The organism is Nocardia sp. NPDC056000, from assembly GCF_042269265.1.
Lineage (GTDB): Bacteria > Actinomycetota > Actinomycetes > Mycobacteriales > Mycobacteriaceae > Nocardia.
On the sequence record NZ_JBHJXS010000007.1, the window covers coordinates 321,693 to 341,947 of the forward strand.

Consider the following 20,255-nt stretch of genomic DNA (forward strand, 5'->3'; position numbering starts at 1 on the left):
GGGAGAGTGTGACAGATGGACGAGATTTTTCTCGCGCGACGCTTCGAGGAGTACCGAACCCACCTGCTCGCGGTCGCCTACCGGATACTCGGTTCCGGCAGCGAGGCCGACGACGCGCTACAGGAAGCCTGGTTGCGGCTGAGTCGCTCGGATGCCGAGGAGATCGAAAACCTCGGCGCCTGGTTGACCACGGTGGTGGCACGGGTCTGCCTGACGATGCTGCACTCGCGCAAGACTCGTCGCGAGGAGCCTCTGGACGACCATGAGCCGGAAGAGCTCGTGGCCGGCCCGGAACACGAAGTGGTACTTGGTGATTCGATCGGGCTGGCGTTGCTCGTGGTGCTGGACGAGCTTTCGCCACCGGAGCGGCTCTCCTTCGTGTTGCACGACATGTTCGCCGTCCCGTTCGACGAGATAGCCCCGATCGTCGGCAGAACTCCTACCGCGGCAAGGCAATTGGCCAGTCGCGCGCGCCGAAGGGTGCAGGGCGCACGAGCTGTCGCAGATCGCGATCGCCAACGCGAGGTGGTGGATGCCTTCCTGGCCGCCTCGCGCGGCGGCGATTTCGCGGCGCTGCTCACCCTGCTCGATCCAGACGTGGTGCTGCGGGTCGACGCCGCCGCGGTGGCCACCGGCGCTTCGACCGCATTCGGTGCACGCGCCGTCGCCGAAACCTTCTCCGGCCGAGCCAAAGCCGCCGAAATCGCGCTCGTCGACGGTCGCGCCGGACTGGTCTGGGTGGTCGGCGGCACACCGCGGGTGGTCTTCGATTTCACAGTATCCAACGGCCGCATCGTCGCCATCGACCTACTCGCCGACACCAACACCATCGACCTGATCGGGCTGCAGCTGCAGCCGTGATCCCCCGCGTCGTCACACTCCGGCCGCCGCGCCGGTCATGGGAGATGACGGCGCGGCCATCCCGGTCGCGCCGCGGACGCAGGGAGAACTGTCATGCGGATGAACCATGCCCGCCGGATCGGTTACTGGGCCACCACTGTGGTGCTCGGCTTCGTATGGATATCGGGCGGTGTCGCCGACCTGATCCACCGCGGCGGCACCGAGGGTGGCATGGTCGCCCTCGGATATACCCCACCTACGTGATGACGATCCTGGGCTTCTGGAAGATCATGGGCGCACTGGCCATTCTGACCCCCGGATTCCGTTTGGTGAAGGAATGGGCCTATGCCGGAACGTTTTTCGAGCTGACCGGCGCCTTCGCCTCCCATCTCGCCATGGGATCACCGGTGAGCCATCTGATCTACACCGGCGCCTTCGCCCTGTGCGCGGTAGCCTCGTGGGCCCTTCGCCCCGCCGACCGCATGCTCGACATTCCCGGACTACGCCGCTTGCGCCCCGATAATCACGCATCGGTGCCCACATCGGGTGAGTTCGTCGGGTCGTAACCGAGCAGGAAGGACCGACGGCGACGAGGTTCAGTCTGGAGAACTGACGTCTGTGTCGATCGCGGAGTGCTTGTGCGCGGACAACCGGCCTCTAGCGTCCGACTCAGCAACCACGGGAAATCCGGCCGCACCTATTCCCCGTAGCGGCTGCCGCGGTATCCAGGACAGGTCCGAATTCGCGGCCGACGCAGTCAACGACCCGACCGCAGCCAAGATTCCGAACATTCTGGACCAGCATGGATGATCGATACAACAGAGGCCACGTCGATCGTTCGAACGAGCGAGGGATACCGACCAACGGGCGAGATCACATGGGAAATGCGACCCTCTGGGTTATGAGCCAACGGGAAACAGTCCCGCAAGTGCCTGGACGTACTGCCCTGTCGCATGTTGGCAGGTCAAAGGGGTTTCAGTCGTCCATAGCGTCCGGATGGTCCCGCCCGGTCCGATGGGTTCCGCCACGTCGTGATGCCAAATCTGATGCCAAATTCCTACCGATGACCAGAACTTTCGCAATCATGACAGCCCCCAACCGATCGCCCCGAACGCTCGCTGTTTACCTTCGGCATCCCAACACAGATGGTGGGCACACCTATCGCGGTATTGCATGGCGCGGCGGAATTCGGTCCCGTACAGGCCCCACACGCGGCAGGAAACCACGTCTGTCCGCTGCGGACGCAACCTACAGCGGTGGCACCTATATCCGGCGCGGACGACGACCGCGGCTTGGCCCCTCTGTTCCCGGTAGATCGCGCCCTCGCCTTCGTCTGGAGCGCTCTTCGTGTTCCGGCGGCGGTATAGCTTTCGGCTCAGTTGCGGATGCCAAAGAGGCATTCTGCCTCCTGTTCCGGATTGAAGTCCGGACCGAGGCTGTTCTCATCGATGACGATCAAACCAGACGGTAAGTCAGCAGCTGCGAGCTCCTGCACTCCCGACAAGGTCAAGCTGCAGACATTGCAGCAGAAGAGGCCGGGCACCATCTCAATTTCCCATCCCGAGTGATACACGACGCTGAGCTCATCATCCGAATAGATGCCGTTTTCCCTGCGCGATGACAGATCGAGCCCGCCTGCCAGTCGGCCCTCACACCCGCATTCTGGGCAACTCCAGCTGATACTCAAGCTGCCTAGGGCATCCCGATCGAGTACGTAAGGTGCCGCCTGCTCCAGTGACTGGACAGTCGTGGTGAAGACATCCTCGCCCAGCTGGTCCAGCAACATGGTGAACTTTCTCTGTGCGCGTGCACGTTTCGCATCGACAGTGTGCTGGACCTCGGAACGGCCCTGGTCGACAAGTGCGGTGATATTGCGACGGTGGTCACCGTAGAACTCTGCCACGTCATGATCGAGTTTCTCCAGGAAGACATTGCACAGCGTCAGTGCATCGATGAGTACGTAGCGCGAAGTCGAGGATGCAGCCACATGTAGAGCTCCGTTACGCACGTCCACCATCCGATTACGGCGCTTGGCGTCCAGCGGCAGTGCGCCGATCACTGCCTCAAGTCGGCCGAGAAGCAGTTTGAGCCCTACCGTTCGGAGTTTCGGTTCGGCCAACGAAGGAGCCGTAGCCAGCTTCACCAGACTTGCCTCAGCCTCTGGCAGGAAAGGCACCAGTAGGACCGGGTTCTCTTGCCACAGAACAGCTTTGCCCAGATGCTCGACCGCTAAAGGCGCGAGTACGGCAACCTTTGCATAGTTCTCGTCAGTCCATGCGTCCATCGCGTCGCCCATCCATGCAGCAGCAGTCTGAATCAGTTGCGCAACATCACACTGACGCGCCTCGTTCAGTCGATCGGTCGAGTCCGCAGAATGGGCCGACCGTGAGGATCGTGGGTCATCTTCGGGCATAGGCGCCATCGTCTCACCGCTCGGCGGTGCTGAAAACCGAGATTCTCGAAGACAACTCACTTCAACGGTCCGGCGCCACTGAGCCTATCGCTGGTCGTTGAACCGTCGCCGAACTGGACGAGGCCGTCGACGCGCTGGACCAATTGCCGCGCGGGCCGTCAAACTGAGGCCATCGCCCTGTCGAATCAAGCTCTCGCCAGGGAAAAGCGAATCCAAGGAAACGGTCTCTCGGGGACTGTAAGAACAACGGCTCTGTCCCACTTTCGGTGGTGACGGATAACTGGCTATGCCAACAGGATTCGGTGGCGGAGTAGCTGGAAGCCAGCCCTGCCATACATCTGCCGCTTGATCAGCTTCGTTTTCGTGTTCACGCCCTCGATCGGGCCGCTGCTGTAGGGAAGGGTGAGGCCGGCGACCGCGGCGTCGTGGTCTTGATCGAGACCGGTCAGGAAGGGTTCGAGTTCGGGCAGTCCGGCGTCGCGGACCTGCTTCATCCAGCAGTCGAGCTCGCTGCCGCGGCGGTTGCTCATGATTTGGGCGAACTCGTGCACGAGCCCCGCAAGAGCTGTCATCTCGGGGCAGGTGGCGAGGAGTTCGTCGAGATGGGTGCGACGCTCAGCGGGCAGCTCGGCGGGGCGGGTCATGATCCAGCTGGTGAGTCGTTTGGGCGAGGGGCCGATCCGGTCACTGATGTGACGGCCCTGGTTGATGTACTTGTAGAGCAGGTTCAAGCTTCCGGTGTAGCCGAGAGCTTTCAGCTCCTCGAACAGGTGCAGGACCGGCGCGCCGGGATCGGCGGCGCGACGAGCGCGTAGGTGATCGCGGTAGGGATCGACCAGACAGGCCCGATATTGGGGTGGGCGGCGCATCCGGTCGGGTTCTGGCACTCGGGCATATCGCTTGACGGTGTTGAGCGCCAAGCCAAGTCGGCGCGCACAGTCGAGAAGACCGACACCTTGGTCGAGCAGATTATGGATGGCATTCCAGCGCTCGATGGTGGATTGCTCGCGTGTGAGCTGCTGGCGCTTGGGTCCGTGCTTGGCCCAGCAGGCGCTGTGGGCGACAACGGCTTTCCACCACGCGGCCCAGTCCGTTCCACAGATGCCAGCGGTCGGATGCCTGCACCGCTTCGGGCAGCGCGCGGCGGGCGCCTTCGTTATCGCCGGTGGAGCCATCACGGACGATGATCTCGACACCGGGATGCTCACACAGCCAAGCCCGCAACGAGTCGGACTTGCGATCAGGCAGCACGTCGATACGTTCGCGGGTGGCAGCGTCGATCAGCACACTGGCGTAGCTTTGGCCTCGGCGCAACGCGAAATCGTCCACGCCCAACACTTTCGGCACCGGCCGCTCCGGCAGCGGGATACGCAGTAGCGTCCGGATCGCGGTGTGACGGGATAACCGGCACGCCATCTCCGACAGCAGCCGGACGCTGGCCCGTCCGGCCAGCTCACGCACCACCGACCGCACCTGGTAGGTCATCCGTGTGGTGCGGCGCTGATAGCGATCCAGAACACCAGGAACCTGCTCTCGAAATGTTTTGCAGCAGTTCACCGTCAGACACACCAGGCGGCGAACCCGGACCTGCAGCACCACCGACCGGTTGTCGAGCGGAACGTCGACCACGGTCCGGTGATGGTAGGCATGCAGCCGCGCAGAGTCCGTCCCGCAGCCAGGACAAGCGGCCGGGCCACCGGGAGTCCTCGCCCGCACCAAGACCCGCTCACCCTCATCGACGACATCCTCGACCACCAATGGCCACAACCCTGAAAAGACCACGGCAGCAGGCACATTCACCTCACGCACCGCAACATCGTGCCGTCACCGACGCACAGCCACCACCGAAAGAGGGACAGAGCCGTTATCTGGACAGACCCGTACTGAGGTGCGGTCGACGACCGAGCTGTGTAGTCGCGCATTACCTGACGGTCTCATTGTGCGGGGACGGTGAATCGTCCGCCGTGTCGCGCTGGCCAGCGCGGCCTTGCCGGCTCGAATGCGTAGCGCCACCACGGTTTCTCGCAGCTCTTTCGAGTCGGCGGACCGACCCGCACGACAGCGGCTACGCGATCGAGGGCTCGAAGGTGATACCGATGAGTTCCTCTGATTGTTGCCAGAACTTCTGTGCGAGTTCGGGATTCGACGCGGCATGGGAACGCCCCACCAAGGTGCTGCTACCTGCGGGTGCGTGGGATCGCGGCGACTATCCCCGAGCGGTCCGATCAGCAAGCCAATCGGCGCCGCAGAGGCAGGGCGGGTGGTCGTCCAACGGTTCGGCCCCAAGGCCCCAGGAACCGGGATCGGCCAACCCTGTGGCCCTCGTTGGTTATCGGTCGAGATGAGCGATGACGGCTAGGACGCGGCGATTGTCATCTTCGGACTCTGGGAGGTGGAGCTTGGCGAAGATTGCGGCAATGTGTTTGGTGACCGCGCTGGCGGAAATGGTCAAGTGGCGGGCGATCGCGGCGTTCGAGCGGCCGGCGGCGATCAGGCTCAGCACTTCGCGTTCGCGAGGACTGAGGTCGGAGGTGCGGCCGCGTGCATCACCTCGGGTCAGCAGTTTGGCGACGACCTGCGGATCCATCACGGTGCCGCCGCGGGCCACGGATTCGACTGCGCCGATGAACTGTTCGGCATTGGACACCCTGTCCTTGAGCAGATAGCCGACCGCGCCGACGCCGTCGGCGAGCAGCTCGCGCGCGTAGAGCTGTTCGACGTACTGGGACAAAACCAGCACCGGGAAGCCGGGGCGCTTGCGGCGGGCGTCGATGGCGGCCTGCAGGCCCTCGTCGGTGAACGACGGCGGAAGCCGTACGTCGACCACCGCGACATCGGGCCGGTCCTCGTCCAGCGCTTTGCGCAGGGACGGTCCGTTGTCGACGGCGGCCACCACGGTGTACCCGTGCTCGGTGAGCAGGCGGATCAGTGCGTCGCGAATGAGGAACAGGTCCTCAGCGACGACTACTCGGATCGGATCGCGCACGGCACCTCCAGATGTGCGTGGGTCGGGCCGCCGGTCGGGCTGTCGATCGCGATGGTGCCGTCGAAGACTGCCAATCTGCTTCGAATGCCGCGCAGCCCAGTGCCGTTGGCCGGATCCGCGCCGCCTACGCCGTCGTCGACGACATCGCAGCTCAGCACCCCGTTGCCGTAGCCGAGCGTAACCCGCACAGTTGCTGTGCCAGCATGCTTGCCGATATTGGCGAACAATTCGTTGACCGCGAAGTAGACTGCCGATTCGACCGGCGGCGCCGGTCTTCCGGTCAGACTGGAAGACAGGTCAGCGTCGAGCAGCGAATCCAAGGCCAGTGCACGAATCGCGTCGGCGATCCCACGGTCAGCCAGCACCGGCGGGTGCACGCCACGTACCAGCTCACGCAGCTCCTCCAGTGCCTGCGACGAGGCGTCCCGCGCCGCGACCACCAACTGTCGTGCCGCGTCGGGATCCTCGTCGAACAGTCGCTCGGCATTGCCCAGACTCATGCCCAGCGCGACCAGCCGAGCTTGAGCGCCGTCGTGCAGGTCGCGCTCAATTCGGCGCAATTCCGCGGCCTGTGTGTCGATACTGTCCGCACGCGTGTCCACCAAGGTTTCGACTCGTTGTTCGAGCCGGGTGGTCCGCGACGGCCCGAGTAGCGCGCTCATCCAACGAGCGCGCAGGCGCAGAACTTTCGGCCCGAGATAGAGACCGAGCGCGATCAACCCGAGCCCGACCGGAACAGCAACCAGTGCGGCGGTCGTCGAGGTCACGTGGATGGGGCCGTAGGAGTTGGTGCCACCGGCACGCGCATTGGCCCGCCACACCCATGGCTGCACCGCCGCGCCGTAGAGTCCGTACAACGGCATGCCCAACGCCAGGACCGCCGCCCACGTTCCGGCGATCGGGTCGAGGATCGCCCAGAGGACGTCGCGCCACGTGGTGCGCGCCTTCAGTAGCGCGACCGCGCCGGTTTCGTCGCCGTACGGCCGCTCGATGTGTACCCCGAGCCGGGCCGCGAGTCGCCGGGCAGTGTCGGCGACCTTTCTCATCAGCGCGACCGCCGGTGGGAACAGATATCGTCCGATGCCGACCGCCATGAGCACCGCGCTCACCAGAACCAGTGCGGCCGTGCCGATTCCGACGATCGAAAGGCAGATCATGGACAGCGCGAGCACCAGTGTCGCCAGGCTCGCCCGCATCGATGTCTCCTTCTTCCGCGCCGGTGGCTTCTTCGCGCCATCATCCGAAGATCCCATGATCATCCTCGCTGTCTGATCTGACGAAAAACCACCAGCACAACTGCGCCGGCCAGGCCCGCGACACACAGCCACGCGAACAGGTCACCGACCACGCCGTAGACCGTCCAGGTTCCCCGCGTCGGCACGGATACGACCATGGTCTGTTGTCCGGTGCTGAAGTAGTTCGTCCTGGCCAGGCCGACGCCATACGGGTCGACCGTGATGGCGATGCCATTGCTGGTCTGTCGGACGAGGCTGTATCCGTTCTCGACCGCACGGAAGACCGCGTTCGCGGAGTGGGTGTGCTCGATGCCTTTCCAGTCGTTGGCGGGAACGAACATGATGTCGGCACGGGTGCGCAGCGTCTCAGGAAAGTCGGCGTCGAAGCAGATGACGTTGGTGAGCCGTCCATATGGTGTCGTCGACACCGGTGCGATTCCGTCGCCAGGTCGCAGGCTTTCCATGCCGGGCACCGGATGCGCCTTGTCGTAGGTCGACAGCACCTGCCCATCCGGTGCCACGAGCACTGCGATATCGCGTGAGCGCGGCTGCTGTTGACCGTCGCGGATCACAGCGATACCCATGTCGAGATAGATCTGCGTGTCCCGGGCCAACTCCCGCGCCGTGCGCAGGAATTCGGGATAGTCCTCCTCGAGCACGACCGCGGCGGTCTCGGACCATGCGACGACCTTCGCGCCACCCTCGGCCTCGACCCGGCTGCGGGTGAACAGATCTTCGTTGAGAACCGCGAATGCCCGGCGCAGCACCGGCTTCTGCTCGGGCAACACCTCCGGGGTGTGGAAGTTGTTGATCTCGTGCATCCGTTCCTCGGCCGAGCGCGAGACACTGATCCCGGCGATGCGCACCAGATTCGGTGCGTCAGACGCCGTGGCCAACCGCAGTCCCCCGCCTAAGAGCACGAGCATCAATACCGAGACGTAAGAAATCGTGATGGTCCGGACCGACAGCCATTGCCACCGATGTTCCATCACGGCGTTCGCGACCGGCGCCAACCATGCCATCAGAAAGCTGATCCCGTAGACCCCGGTAACCGAAACCAATTGCAACAAAGGCAGATTCGCTGACTGCGTTCCGGCCAAGGGTCCGAATACCGTCCCGAATGGACTGACCACCGCCACCAGGAACTCGATCGCCACCCGCGCCGCGGGGAAGACCAGCGTCGCCAGGATCGGATTCCCCCGCTGGAACATCAGCCTGTCGATCAGGAATGGAACGCAGAGAAGCACATTCAGGATCGCGCACCCGAACAGGATCGGCAGAACCCCGGAACTTCCTGCAGCGGCGACGAAGACCGCCGCGGCGACCGCCGCGGCCACTGCCACCCAGACGAATCCGCCAAGCACGCTCGAGCCCCGGGTGAATCGCATCAAGGCGATGGAGAACAGCCACCCCGCGATCGGAATCGCCCATTCACCGCTCATGCCGAACAGCCCGAGCGCAACACCAGCCACCAACCAGAGGTACTTCCACCGACCGGTGGCGAACGATATGTTTGCCATAACTCGCAGCCTCCCTGATCACCCGGCCCCGTCCATTGCGGCTGAGTCCCCAGTTGACCTGTAGTTTTCTCCACCGCTGATCGGTGCGATCACCGTCACGGGAGTTATTTGGCGGCAGCGCCGACGACCCGCGTCTGTTCGGACTGTTCGACCAACCGGGTTCGGTGGCCGGCCAGCAGGTCGAAATCCTGCGGGAAGGCCAGCGCGCGGGAGTGTTTCGAGACTTCGACCCCGCCGTCATGGTGATGGCGATCCGCGGCTCTCTCGATGCCACCATTGCCCGCGCGTCCGTCGACCCCACTTTCGACACCGCCGCCGCTGCCCGTGAACTCGCTGCGATCTTCGACCGCGCAATCGGAAAAGACACATGACAGTGACCCGCCCTACACTCGCTGCACCCGACCTCACCGATCGCCGGTGACTCGAGCTCCGTTGTCGGTCAACACTTCCGAGGGAACGCCGTAGCGGCGCATGGCCTCGGTGAAAGCCGCGCAGCCCACGCGCCCGAACGGTGCCGTCAGCATTGCGGCGACCACGACGAAGCGAAAGTGGTCGTCGATGCCGGTCAGCATTTTGCATTCGCGGGGTCTGATGTGCGACCAGCCTGCCCGCAACTGGACCGTGGCGTCTTTGGCCGCGGAAGTCCACACTTCCAGGGCAACACTCGCCAGCCGGTTCACCCTGCTGGTAGGCCAGCCGCCGATGGCCTTCCTCGCTGCGGTGAGACCCGAACGTGCAGCTGAGATCCTGCGTGAGTCAGGCTGCGCGACAATGGGATTCATTGCGCGCCAAGTCGGCTACGGCAACTCTTTCGCCCTGAGCGTCGCGTTCAAACCGCGTTATGGTCTGCCTCCCAGCGACTATCGCAAGGCATTCCAGCGCGTCTCCCGAACACCCTTCAGCCCCGCCCCGTTCATCAGTCCGGCCGGGACGGGGGCCCCACTCTGTACAGGGAGCGCCGGTTCGAAAGCGCCCGCTCCCCATCAGGAAGAGCGAATCCCGCCTTACGCGGCTCCCCGCTACTCCAAGCCCGAGACCGGGATGTCTTTCGGGAGTTCGGCGGCGGGCGTATCGCGTTGATCGCCGAAAGCACATAGCGTTTCTGCCGTGGACCTTCTTCTACGGCGTGCCGAGGACTCGGACGCTGCCGCGGTGGCCGAGCTGTGGTTGCGATCCTTCGCCGTGGCGTTGTCGACGGTGCGTCGAGCCCATGACGACGATAACGTTCGGCGATGGTTCGCCGATGTTGTTGTCCCACAGCGCGAGACGTGGGTGGCGGTTGTCGATGGTGTGGTGTGCGGACTGCTGGTACTGAGCGACGCGGAGCTGGAGCAGCTCTATCTGGAGCCGGCCTGGCGGGGACGGGGACTCGGAGATCAGTTCATCGAGCTGGCCAAGACTCGGCGACCGAACGGATTGGAACTCTGGACGTTCCAGGTCAACGAATCGGCACAGCGATTCTATGTGCGACACGGGTTCGTCGAGGTCGAGCGGACCGATGGTCTGCGCAATGAGGAGCGAGAACCTGATGCCCGCTTTGTCTGGCGCCCCTGAGATATCCGGTGTGGCTGGCCCAGCGTGCATGCTCGGCCAGCCACACCGCCGCGTGGGCGTGTGTCCAGGCTTATCGATCGTTGCTCAGCCGACGTTCAAGAATCTCTCGTACAGGTTCCTGCGGTTCAGGGCTTCCGACGCAGCGATCGCGGCGAAAGCGGCTGTCCAGCACCAGAATCCGACCCTGGACGATCAGCCATTATCGTTGGGCGTACGAGTCGGGCTCAGTCCGCGGCGATGATTTCGTAGTAGCTGAAGGAATGCCCCTTGGACCGGCAGGAGATGCTGCCGTGGAACCCTCCCTCACACGTGGCGCCGGCATAGCTGATCGAGGGACCCCACTGACCATGTCCGGTCGCGACATCGGAAAGGTTCGGATTGCCGCCGGGCAGCGTGTGCGGAGTTCCGGAGTCGAAGCCCGGATGCGCGGGTGCCCACCCGACATCGATGACGACCGCGTGCACCGGGATCAGCATCGGCAAAGTGATCCCAGCGATTTTCATCGACATCTGCTTGGGGGAGGTGTCGCAGCCGACAGTGCCATCAGCGCCGATAGAGCATTGGAACGAACCGGAATTCATGGCGAAATAGACGGTACTGTCCTCGGCGCGTGCAGGAGCGATCGACAACAGCGGCACCACCGCCCCGGCGACACCCGCAACAAGCGCAGCTTTTACATGACGAATCATCCATTCTCCCTTGGCTATTGACCGGGTCAGACCAGAACCCGTGGGACACGTGATTGCCGTGCCATATTCGCACAACCGTAGGGGCCGGCCTGGAGACTCCCTCCCTCAGGCGCGGGAAGGCTGAATCCAGTCATGGGAAAGGCCATGCCCCGCAACGATCTCGGCAGGTTTCGCCAGCTCGGTCGGCTCGATCGCATAGTTCCGGAGTCGGCCGGGTGAGATACTGCCCACCGCCCCAATTCACCAAGGTCCGCAATGTTTTCCAGCAATCAGCCGCAGTCTCGTCCACTTTTGTCCGTCGTCATTCCGGCGCTGAACGAAGAGGCATCGATCGTTCGTAGTCTGGACCGTCTGGTCGTCCAGGAATCCATCGACGAGATCATCGTCGTCGACAACGGCAGCGCCGATGCCACTCGCCGAACGGGCGGCGACCACCTGCTCGACCATCCCAAGGTTATCCTCATCGAGGAGTCCGCCCGCGGTGTGGCGTTCGCCCGCAACCTCGGATTCGACAAGGCGGGAGGTGATTTCATCGCCCGCACCGACGCCGATACCCTGGCCGAGCCGGACTGGGAGTGAAGCGATCCGCACCTACCTGACCGAGCACCCCGACACGGCGGCCCTTACCGTGGTCGGATCCTGAATGCGCCCCTGCATGACAGCGAACCGGGACAGCAGGGTCTGCGCGAAACTGGCTTGCAGTGCGGCACTGCCCCGCTGGACGGCGTACACCGTGAATAGCGCCAGGACACCGACGATCGTATTGAAGACTGTCCGGTTGTAGGCGGTGTCCGCGCCCATGATCGTCTCTGTGACGATGTCGTGGCTGTCGCCATAGGGAATGAATTTGCCCCAGTACCAGTAGGTCAACCCACCCAGCGCCATTGCCCACCACACGATCGGCAGCGCGAAGGTGACGATCGCGATCGGGAGATTGACCACGGCGTACAACAGATCCAACCAACTCTGCCCCTGTCCGATCGGTGTGGTGACCCGACGGAACCACCCCGCGCCTTCCGGTGGCCCGGCGTATCGGGGCCGTGGTGCCACCACCCCCGTCAACCGCACAAGGCGTATGCGCTCGAGGTCGGCGAAACCGCGCGCGAGCGGCAATGTCAGCGCGAGCAGCGGAATACCCACGAAGATCACCGCGGTTCCGATGCTCGCCGCGAAAAGGGATACAAGGAGGCTGAAACTGACCAATGCGAGGGGCAATCCCGAGAACGTGTACGCAAAGTCGAGGCCCAAGCGGCGGATGATCGTCACGCAGGCAACGCTAGTGTCGCACCCAGCAACCCCCCATCCAACCGCGGTAAGGGGTCGGGCTACCCCTGGAGAGGGACATGGTCCTCACTACACGCTGCGAGACCACGCGACTGGCGGCAGGCATCGACGAGGTGAGATGGCCTGTGCGAGAACGGGTCTGCAGGATGGATCAGGCAGTCATGTCCAGGCTTGCTGACGAGCTCACCGGGATATCGTGACGGGAGGCAATCCCCGCCCACACGTACGAATGCGCGACCGCTGCTGGTCAGAGGCCGTAGCGGGCGGCGGTGCCGCGCTCGAACCAGTCCGTGTCGAGCGAACGGCCTGCTCCGAGTTGAGACGGGGCCAGTGGATGGGTGGTGGCGATGTCGGCCACGGCATCGGGGCTCAGTGGGTCGAGTTCGTCGATGTAGCCGTGCGCCATTCCGCGCTCGTCGAACCCAGACAACAACGGCTGCGTCCTGTACTGCTCTGAAAAACGCTGCAGCTCAGACACTTCTGCGTCTTCGTCATCAGCGCCGGTGTCGGTGTCGTCGTCGGTGAGGAGGTTTCGAGGAACTGTTGAACGAGGTCGTCACCAATCCGACCCAGGGACTGCTCCCCCGCGCGATCTGACCCGGCATACCTCGCGGGGCCACTGAATCCGAGCTGATCGAGCCCGAAGCCGTTGCCATCCAGCAACTTTCGATCCGGGCCGTAACGCACACAGCACGACCGCACCTCCCTCGACATCCACTCGCATGGTCGATTCGAGGGAGGAGCAACCGGGAACCGAGACCAGCACCCAACCCCGCTCGAGTTCGGTGAAGTACGGAGCATCACGCCACGTCGCGACCGCGGCGATGCGCTCCTCGGTGTCGCCGGCCGAACGCAGAATGCCGGTGTGCAACAGGACCAGGTAGCTACTGCCGACGATCTGACCGGCTCGCAACTGGACCAAACCGATTGTGGTGCGCGCGATTGCCTCGTTGCCGTTGGCTTTGAACAGCGCGGCTCCGACCTCACCGAGCGCCGGGACCAGCTGTTGCGGGTTGGGCAGTCGCGAGCCGATTTCAGGGGACGTACCGGAGGTGCTCGTCCGCGTATGTCATACGCACGGCGGATCCGCGGGAGATCGCTTGCGGCAGCCAGGCACGGGCGGCAAAGGTCGAGGCCGCGAACAGCACCGGCATCGCCCATCTGTCGGGGCCATCGCCGGCCGCCAGATGGGAGGCGGCAGCGCCGCCGTAGACGAAAACCAGTCCGGCGTAGGCCCATTCCTTCGCCGGGGAATGCCCCGGGGTCAGGATGCTGGCCAGTGCCGCGGTTTTCGCGACACCGAGGATGGTGGCGAAGTACATCGGATAGCCCAGGTGATCGAAAGTCACACGGACATAAGGGATTCGGGCCAAGTCCCAGTAGGCGCCGACCGCGGTCTCGGACAGCACGGCGGTCACCGGAACCCAGCGCGCGAGCCGCAGGGCGCGCGAACGCCTGGTCGTCGACGCATTCCTCACCGCCGCACGCGGCGGCGATTTCGGCGAACTCCCGCGCCTGCTCGACCCCGACGTGGTGCTGCGCGCCGACGGTGGCGAGACGATGCGTGGCCGCGGTCAGCGCACAAGCGGAAACCTTCCAAACCGCCGCGCCACCCGTTCCTCGGCTGCCTGGCCAGGATGGAGATCTCGCCAGTCGGCAACCAACTCCGTCCGCTCGGCACGATAGTCGGTTGCCGCCAATCGGCGCACGGGCATCAACAGATCGCGATCTGTGCGCATGGGGCGCGCATCAATCAGCGGCTTTCGGGGTTGCCGGACCGATCTGCGCCGGAGGCAGACTCGGCGCGAAGCGCGGCAATGACGGATACAGATCCGACAGGGTTCTCCCAGAGGTCTGCACGGTGCCGTCGGGGCGGACGAGCACGGCATCGGCGCGACCGCCGCGGAGCCAACGGTGCAAGGCGGTGCCCGGCACGGCATGCAACACCACCCCGCCGCGCTGTTCAACGGTCGCCTCCTCCACCGGTGAGGTGGCCGATGTGGTGATGACGGCGTAGCGCCCGGCGATGAGGTCGTCGACCCGACGCCCGTCGGCCAGCCGTTCGTTCGGGACCAGCCGTCCGGCCACACCTCGCCGCAGCGGCGGTGCGGTCACCAGGGCGGAGCGGTGCAGCGGTGGCGACTCTCCGCTGATGATCGTCCGGGTCAGCCCGGGCAGCCGGTGCAGTCGCGGAGCGAGCAGGGCGCGCAGTCGATTGCCCAGTTCGCCGCCCTCGGTCATGGTCAGCCCGGTCAGTTTGGCCAGCCGGATCATCATGTGCGCGTGCGGTTTCCGCTCGATTTCGTAGGTGCCGAGCACCGACTCCGGGAGCTCGCCGCGCAGCACCCCGGCCAGCTTCCAGCTGAGGTTGGCGGCATCGCGCACGCCCGCTCCCATGCCCTGCCCGATGAACGGCGGGGTGAGGTGAGCGGCGTCGCCGAGCAGGAACACCCGCCCCGCACGCCACCGGTCGGCCAATTGCGCACGGAAGGTGTACTCCGCCACCCGAACCAGCTCCAAGCCTTCGCGGTCGGCGTCGGCCAGCCAGGGGGCCAGCAGCGGCCCCAAGCGGTCGAGATCACGGAAGTCGTCGGCGGATTCGCCTGGCAGCAAACGGAATTCCCACCGGTGCCGCGTCGTGCCGATACGCATGTACGTCGCGGCTCGGCGCGGGTCGCACACCTGATGCACCCCGCCCCAATGCCCAGGATCGACGGTGGTCGCGAGGTCGACGACGAGCCAGCGCTGCTCGAATCGCAAGTCCCGCATGCGCGCGCCGATCGCGGTGCGCACCAGGCTGTTCGCGCCGTCGCAACCCAAAACGTAGCGGGCACGTACCGACTCGGTCGCGCCGGTCGCGCGGTCGTCGACATCGACTCGGACACAGTCCCTCTCGACTGCCAGCCCGGTGACTTCCACGCCGCCGCGCAGTGAGACGGCCCGGTACCGCCCCAGATTGGCCCGCAACAGCGCCTCCAGCTCCGGCTGGTCGAACAGGTTGGCTTCGGGGAATCCATTGCGGCCCCCGGCCGGATCGCGGTCGAATTGCGCCAGCACCCGATGCCGCGGATCCACCAGACGCAACCCCAGGGCGGGCCGGGCGATCGCGTCGAACACCGCGCCGATGCCCAGACGTTCCACGATCCGCCGGATCTCACCGTCGAGATGCACGGCGCGCGGCTGCGGGTAGACGCCCTCCCACCGCTCGAGGACCAGCGATTCGATGCCGTACTGGGCCAGCAGCGTGGCCGCGGTGAGCCCGGACGGGCCCGCTCCGACGATCACCACCGGAAGCGTCGGCGGAGTCATCGGGACCCACCGGTCAACGTGGCCACGTACGCCGCGGCGAGCAGAGCCGTACCGGCCGCGGGCGCGATCTCGGTTGTGCCGTCGCCGTTTCGGAGATGGCTGGCGACCGCACCGGTCATCAACAGCACCAGCCCGGCCCCGGCCGCACGGCCGATCGCCGGGCGGACCGATCCCAGTAGCACCCCACCGGCCGCGACGAGCTCGACCGCGCCGATGCCGCGATAAGCGGTGGTGGAGTATCCGAGATGCGCCGCACGTTCGCGCATCGACGCGACCGCCGCGACCTTGGCCGTGCCGAGGGACAGGAATTCGGCCGCCAGCACGCCACCGAGCACTTTCGTCACGGTTTTCATTGCCGCACTTCGATTCTCGACTCGATCGCGTAGCGGCTCAGGATCGCCTCGACCGCGGATCGGTCGGCGTCGGGGTCCAGCGCGACGGTGGCGATTATCGCGCCGTCCTGGCCCGCGGCGGCGATACCGGCCACACCGGTGGTCTCGGCGAGCGCGTCGAGCAGTTCGCGGCGGGTGGCATCAGCGCGCAGGCCCAGCTTGTAGGGCTTTCCGACATCGGTGACGGGCAGTGCGTCCAGGATGGTGATTGTCTTGGGCGCGGCGGCGCGTTCGTGCACCCGCTCGGCCGCCCACGCCACCAGCCCGTCCGCGGTGACCTCGGCGCCCGCGGTGAGCGCGACATAGGCGACCGGGACCTCGCCGGCGTGTACGTCCGGGCGGCCCACCGCTCCGGCCGCGCTCACCTGCGGGTGGCTCAGCAGGGCGTCCTCGATGCTCGCGGGATCGATGTTGTGGCCGCCGCGAATGATGAGATCCTTTGCGCGACCGTGCAGATGGATGAATCCCGCATCGTCGATATGGGCCAGGTCGCCGGTGCTCAGCCAGCCGTCGACCACGGTGCCCAGTGCGTCGAGGCGGTGACCGCGTTCGTCACGACCCGTCACGTATCCGGCGAAGACGGTGGGGCCACTGATGACCAGCACACCGGTCTCCCCGGCGGGCAGTGTCTGCCACACCCCGTCGTCAGCCGTGCGAACGACCGCGACGTGTTGATAGGGCATGCGCTGCCCGACCGCGCCCGGCCGCGGAGCATCGGGGAAGCTGCGCGCGGTGGCACACGTCGCCTCGGTGAGGCCGTACCCCTCCACCAGCGTGACCCCGGTGTGCAGCTCGAAGTTCTCGCGCACCGCGAGCGGCAGCGGCGACGCGCCGACCATCGCGTAGCGCAGGCTGCTGATGTCGGTGTCGATCGGACATTGGGCCAATACCGCGTACACCGTCGGCACCGCGCTCATCGCGGCAATCCGGTAGTGCGCCACGATCTTCCAGAACTCCGCGTAGAGCGTGAAGTCCCGGTATCCCAGCGGACCGGCCCACACCACCGGCTGACCGCGGAACAGCGGTGCGAGCAGCGTGACGACCAGCGCGTTGACGTGGAACAGCGGCAACGCGGCGAAGACCACCGAGCTGTCGTCGAGCATCGAGTTGGCGGCGATCATCCACGCATTGGCCACCTCACCGGAATGGCGGTGCGCCGCCAGCTTCGGCACTCCTGTCGTGCCGCCGGTGTGGAACAGCGCCGCCAAATCCGATGTGGTCGGCGGCTCTCCGTGAAAATGGCTCGAATCCGCGTCGGCGGCAAGGGTATCGAGATAGCCGATCCGGAGGCCGTCGATGCCGGGCAGGGTCGGCGGCGGCCCCGGGGCCGCCGTCGGACGCAATACCAGCAGGGCATCCACCAGCCCGCGCGCCGCGAGTTCGCGTGCGGCGGTCCAGGTGTCGGGTGCGAGTTCCGGACCGGCGGCGATCAGGACCCGAGCGCCCGAGCGGCGCAGCAGTTCGGCGATGTGCTCGGGTGACAGGCCGCCATTGATCGGCGCGGCGATGCCCGCCAGCTGTGCGGCGAGGGTGGCCGGGATCAGCTCGGCGCAGTTGGGTGCGATCAGCGCCACCCCATCGGTGCGCCGCACACCCAGCTCGTGCAGCAGGTTCGCGTACCTGTGCACGTCGGCGAGCAGCTCGGAGTAGGTGCGCCGCAACGGCTCTCGCCACCGCGCCGCATCGGGCAGCACGGTGACCGCGGTGCGCTCTGGCCACCGCGTCGCCGCGCGGGCGAGCAGGGCGTAGGTCGATTCGGGCAGGCCGCGCGCCTCGAGCGGCACCGCTTCGATGGCGGCCAGATCCTGCGGGGAGGTGTACCGGGGCCAGAGCAGGTCCTCTGCCGAGTTCGCGAGAGTCGTGTTCTCGGTCATCGGGCGTACCTCACGACGGTCCGCTGGCGGCCCAGGTCGAGGGTGCCGTCGTCGGTGCCGATCGCGGCCTCGACCACGTCCCCGTCCTTCAGGTACTTCGGATTCTTGGCTTGGCCTTGGAAGAACATCTTCCACTTGATTTTCGGCGGCAGCAGCGAGCCGACGATCTCCACCGGTTTGGGCGGGGCACTGAGCGCGGTGCCGATCGGGGTGCCGGTGAGCAGCAGGTCCCCGGCGTCCATGCGCTGGAAGCGGGTCAGCGCGCGCAGCGTCTCGACCGGGCGGTAGATCATGTCCGCGACCGTCATGTCCTGGCGCAGCTGGCCATTGACCCACAGCCGCAACCGCAGATCCTCGAACCGCTTCAGCTCATCGGCGTCCAGCAGCACCAGCGCCGGGCCGACTGGGGTGAAGGTCGGATACGACTTCGCCTCGTAGAACTGGGTTTTCGGCAGCTGCACATCGCGCGCAGAGACGTCGTTCGTGACCACCAAGCCCGCGACATAATCCGCGAGGTTCTCCGGCGAGACCTCCGAGCCGACCGGCATGTCACGGCCGAACACCAGGCCGATCTCCACCTCATAGTCGAGCAGCCGCACATGCGCGGGCCGGACGACCTCGTCGTGGGGTCCGCTGATCGATCCGGATGCCTTGCGGAAGAACGTCAGCGGCACCGTCTCCGGATCCATGCCCGAATCCTTCACGTGCGAGGCGAAATTCGTCATCTGCGCCACCACCCGGCACGGCGCGGTCACCGGTGAGATCAGCGAAAGGCTTTCCACTGCGGCGGTTTCCGTGCCGGACGCGGCTGCGGTGATCGCCGCACGATCGGCGAGCAGTTCCCGCGTGGTCGTCGCGGTGGTATCGATGCGGGCGGCACCGGCGGGTGTGCGCACCCACCAGGCGTCGGCGGTGCGCAGGATCGATGTGCTCATGAATTGGCCACTTTCAACAGGCCGCGCAGGCGGCGGATATCGAATTCGTTGTCCTCGCGCAGCGCGTCGACGATCGAGCGCAATTCGCGCAGCGATTCGGCTCCGGGCGCGATGCCGAGGAAGTCCTTGGTCACGGGCGGGCCCCATTGCGCCAGACCGGAAGCGCTCATCGGCGCCCAGCCCGGCTCGAGGGTGCAATCGAACATGTCTCCGTCGCTGAAGTGTTCGACCAGGAACCCGTCGGGATCGCGCCAGTAGTCGAAGATCTGACTGCCCTGGATATGGCGGCCGATCCCCCACGATCGGCGATAGCCCTGCTCGTGCAGGTACTCACCGCCTGCGGCGAGCGCGTCAAGGTCGGCGACCTGATAGGCGGAGTGCACGTACCGGTTCGACGGCCCGAGCGTCAGCGCGAGCGTGTGATGGTCGGCCGGTGTCGAACCCCGGTCGCAGCGAATGAAACTCATGACCGGACCGCGCTCGCGCTGGCCCGGGTAATAGAGGAAGTCACTGACGATCAGACCCAGGTTCCGCAGATACCAGTCGAGGGTTTCGCGGTATCTCCTCGACTGGATCACCACGTGTCCGAGCCTGCGCACGCGCGCGGGTGCGCGCAGCGGTCGTTGCGTGGCGTTGACCCGGTTCACCTCGTGTCCGAAGTTGAAGACGTGGGGCTGCTGCGTCGGCAACGATTCCAATTCGTGGGTCTCGGCGACCACGCGCACCCGCAGCGAACTCGGATCCACGAGGTCGACCGTCAGTCCGCCCAGCGATTCCGGTAGCGGCTCGGCGCGCACGCCGGTCGCGGCGGCCAGCCGGAGCAGATCGGCGGAGTCGGCCGCGCGAAAGGCCGGACCGACGAAGCGCGAGCGACCACCACGCCGGATGAGTACACACGGCGCGCCCGGATCGGTCCCGCGCAACTGCAACTCCTCGGCCGTGCGCACCGCGGTCGCGAATCCGAAGGCGTGGCCGAAGGTCTCCGCCCGGTCCAGGTCGGGCTTCTCGAACTCCAGCCACGCCAGGTCCAGCACCTTGACCACGGGATTGCGCGCCCGCCCCGGATGCTCACCCGCTCGCGCCCCCTGGTCGCTGTGCAGCCCGGTGTGCACGTCATGCTGGCCGCTCATCGACCACTCCTTCCAGATACTGACGATATCGTCACTTACGAGCAGCACGTCAGTCAAGAGGTTCTGACGATTCCGTCAATATTGATTCGAGCGG

Annotated in this window: 21 protein-coding genes and 2 pseudogenes; 7 read left to right on the forward strand and 16 right to left on the reverse strand. The window is 65.7% G+C overall.

The genetic code is table 11. The annotated features are described in order from the left end of the window. The first annotated feature begins 15 nt into the window (after positions 1-15). The 3 genes from ACFC4D_RS22490 (at position 16) to ACFC4D_RS22500 (ending at position 1,406) form a co-directional block, all read left to right on the forward strand. Positions 16-861 carry a sigma-70 family RNA polymerase sigma factor gene (locus ACFC4D_RS22490; protein WP_376066166.1) on the forward strand — a complete coding sequence of 282 codons (846 nt, stop codon included), beginning with the start codon at positions 16-18 and terminating at the stop codon, positions 859-861. 93 nt (positions 862-954) lie between these two features. Beyond that, on the forward strand, positions 955-1,104 hold the full coding sequence (locus ACFC4D_RS22495; RefSeq protein WP_376066167.1) for a hypothetical protein: 150 nt from the start codon (positions 955-957) through the stop codon (positions 1,102-1,104). Next, positions 1,104-1,406: a DoxX family protein gene (locus ACFC4D_RS22500; protein WP_376066519.1), complete on the forward strand. Its 303-nt coding sequence runs from the start codon at positions 1,104-1,106 to the stop codon at positions 1,404-1,406. Before ACFC4D_RS22495 ends, ACFC4D_RS22500 begins: the two co-directional genes overlap by 1 nt. 809 nt (positions 1,407-2,215) lie before the next feature. Here the strand turns inward: ACFC4D_RS22500 and ACFC4D_RS22505 are convergent. The 5 genes and pseudogenes from ACFC4D_RS22505 to ACFC4D_RS22525 all read right to left on the reverse strand — a co-directional run bounded on the left by ACFC4D_RS22505 (position 2,216) and on the right by ACFC4D_RS22525 (position 8,994). After that, positions 2,216-3,253 carry a hypothetical protein gene (locus ACFC4D_RS22505; RefSeq protein ID WP_376066169.1) on the reverse strand — a complete coding sequence of 346 codons (1,038 nt, stop codon included), beginning with the start codon at positions 3,251-3,253 and terminating at the stop codon, positions 2,216-2,218. Between the two features lie 284 nt (positions 3,254-3,537). Beyond that, positions 3,538-5,062, reverse strand: a pseudogene (locus ACFC4D_RS22510) (ISL3 family transposase). Positions 5,063-5,582: 520 nt separating this feature from the next. Further along, entirely contained in the window at positions 5,583-6,227 is a 645-nt protein-coding gene (locus ACFC4D_RS22515; RefSeq protein ID WP_376066521.1) for a response regulator, read from the reverse strand. Then, positions 6,218-7,435, reverse strand: a complete 1,218-nt coding sequence (locus ACFC4D_RS22520) for a sensor histidine kinase (RefSeq protein ID WP_376066170.1) — start codon at positions 7,433-7,435, stop codon at positions 6,218-6,220. The genes ACFC4D_RS22515 and ACFC4D_RS22520 overlap by 10 nt, the downstream gene beginning before the upstream one ends. Positions 7,436-7,494: 59 nt before the next feature. Beyond that, positions 7,495-8,994 (reverse strand): nitrilase-related carbon-nitrogen hydrolase, encoded by a 1,500-nt coding sequence (locus ACFC4D_RS22525; protein ID WP_376066173.1) that lies wholly within the window; start codon positions 8,992-8,994, stop codon positions 7,495-7,497. Between the two features lie 164 nt (positions 8,995-9,158). On the opposite strand from ACFC4D_RS22525, the gene ACFC4D_RS22530 reads away from it, so the two are divergent. Continuing rightward, complete coding sequence (locus tag ACFC4D_RS22530) at positions 9,159-9,365, forward strand: hypothetical protein (protein ID WP_376066174.1); 207 nt, start codon at positions 9,159-9,161, stop codon at positions 9,363-9,365. A 42-nt stretch (positions 9,366-9,407) separates the two neighbouring features. Here the strand turns inward: ACFC4D_RS22530 and ACFC4D_RS22535 are convergent. After that, positions 9,408-9,581: pseudogene (locus ACFC4D_RS22535) on the reverse strand (IS481 family transposase); the annotation flags it as partial. Positions 9,582-9,585: 4 nt separating this feature from the next. Between ACFC4D_RS22535 and ACFC4D_RS22540 the strand changes: the two are divergent. Continuing rightward, on the forward strand, positions 9,586-10,074 hold the full coding sequence (locus ACFC4D_RS22540) for a helix-turn-helix domain-containing protein (RefSeq protein ID WP_376066177.1): 489 nt from the start codon (positions 9,586-9,588) through the stop codon (positions 10,072-10,074). Between the two features lie 72 nt (positions 10,075-10,146). Further along, positions 10,147-10,548, forward strand: coding sequence for a GNAT family N-acetyltransferase (locus ACFC4D_RS22545; RefSeq protein WP_376066180.1), 402 nt, complete (start codon positions 10,147-10,149; stop codon positions 10,546-10,548). A 224-nt stretch (positions 10,549-10,772) separates the two neighbouring features. On the opposite strand, the gene ACFC4D_RS22550 is transcribed toward ACFC4D_RS22545, so the two are convergent. Continuing rightward, entirely contained in the window at positions 10,773-11,237 is a 465-nt protein-coding gene (locus ACFC4D_RS22550) for a hypothetical protein (RefSeq protein ID WP_376066183.1), read from the reverse strand. A gap of 255 nt (positions 11,238-11,492) precedes the next feature. Here ACFC4D_RS22550 and ACFC4D_RS22555 point away from each other — a divergent pair, with 255 nt between their 5' ends. Continuing rightward, positions 11,493-11,816 carry a glycosyltransferase family 2 protein gene (locus ACFC4D_RS22555; protein WP_376066185.1) on the forward strand — a complete coding sequence of 108 codons (324 nt, stop codon included), beginning with the start codon at positions 11,493-11,495 and terminating at the stop codon, positions 11,814-11,816. A gap of 12 nt (positions 11,817-11,828) precedes the next feature. On the opposite strand, the gene ACFC4D_RS22560 is transcribed toward ACFC4D_RS22555, so the two are convergent. The 9 genes from ACFC4D_RS22560 to ACFC4D_RS22600 form a co-directional block, all read right to left on the reverse strand. Further along, positions 11,829-12,503 carry a sensor domain-containing protein gene (locus ACFC4D_RS22560; protein WP_376066187.1) on the reverse strand — a complete coding sequence of 225 codons (675 nt, stop codon included), beginning with the start codon at positions 12,501-12,503 and terminating at the stop codon, positions 11,829-11,831. A 265-nt stretch (positions 12,504-12,768) separates the two neighbouring features. Next, positions 12,769-12,999, reverse strand: a complete 231-nt coding sequence (locus ACFC4D_RS22565; RefSeq protein ID WP_376066190.1) for a hypothetical protein — start codon at positions 12,997-12,999, stop codon at positions 12,769-12,771. A gap of 78 nt (positions 13,000-13,077) precedes the next feature. Next, positions 13,078-13,554: a carboxymuconolactone decarboxylase family protein gene (locus ACFC4D_RS22570; RefSeq protein ID WP_376066524.1), complete on the reverse strand. Its 477-nt coding sequence runs from the start codon at positions 13,552-13,554 to the stop codon at positions 13,078-13,080. Between the two features lies 1 nt (position 13,555). Continuing rightward, a complete protein-coding gene (locus ACFC4D_RS22575; RefSeq protein WP_376066193.1) occupies positions 13,556-13,999 on the reverse strand; it encodes a DoxX family protein in 444 nt (147 codons plus the stop codon). 271 nt (positions 14,000-14,270) lie between these two features. Next, positions 14,271-15,830, reverse strand: a complete 1,560-nt coding sequence (locus ACFC4D_RS22580) for a bifunctional 3-(3-hydroxy-phenyl)propionate/3-hydroxycinnamic acid hydroxylase (protein ID WP_376066195.1) — start codon at positions 15,828-15,830, stop codon at positions 14,271-14,273. Continuing rightward, a complete protein-coding gene (locus tag ACFC4D_RS22585) occupies positions 15,827-16,183 on the reverse strand; it encodes a DoxX family protein (protein WP_376066198.1) in 357 nt (118 codons plus the stop codon). Before ACFC4D_RS22585 ends, ACFC4D_RS22580 begins: the two co-directional genes overlap by 4 nt. After that, positions 16,180-18,096, reverse strand: coding sequence for an acyl-CoA synthetase (locus ACFC4D_RS22590; RefSeq protein WP_376066201.1), 1,917 nt, complete (start codon positions 18,094-18,096; stop codon positions 16,180-16,182). Before ACFC4D_RS22590 ends, ACFC4D_RS22585 begins: the two co-directional genes overlap by 4 nt. After that, entirely contained in the window at positions 18,093-19,031 is a 939-nt protein-coding gene (locus ACFC4D_RS22595) for a fumarylacetoacetate hydrolase family protein (protein ID WP_376066203.1), read from the reverse strand. The genes ACFC4D_RS22590 and ACFC4D_RS22595 overlap by 4 nt, the downstream gene beginning before the upstream one ends. Then, on the reverse strand, positions 19,028-20,161 hold the full coding sequence (locus ACFC4D_RS22600) for a VOC family protein (protein WP_376066205.1): 1,134 nt from the start codon (positions 20,159-20,161) through the stop codon (positions 19,028-19,030). The genes ACFC4D_RS22595 and ACFC4D_RS22600 overlap by 4 nt, the downstream gene beginning before the upstream one ends. Positions 20,162-20,255: the final 94 nt, after the last annotated feature.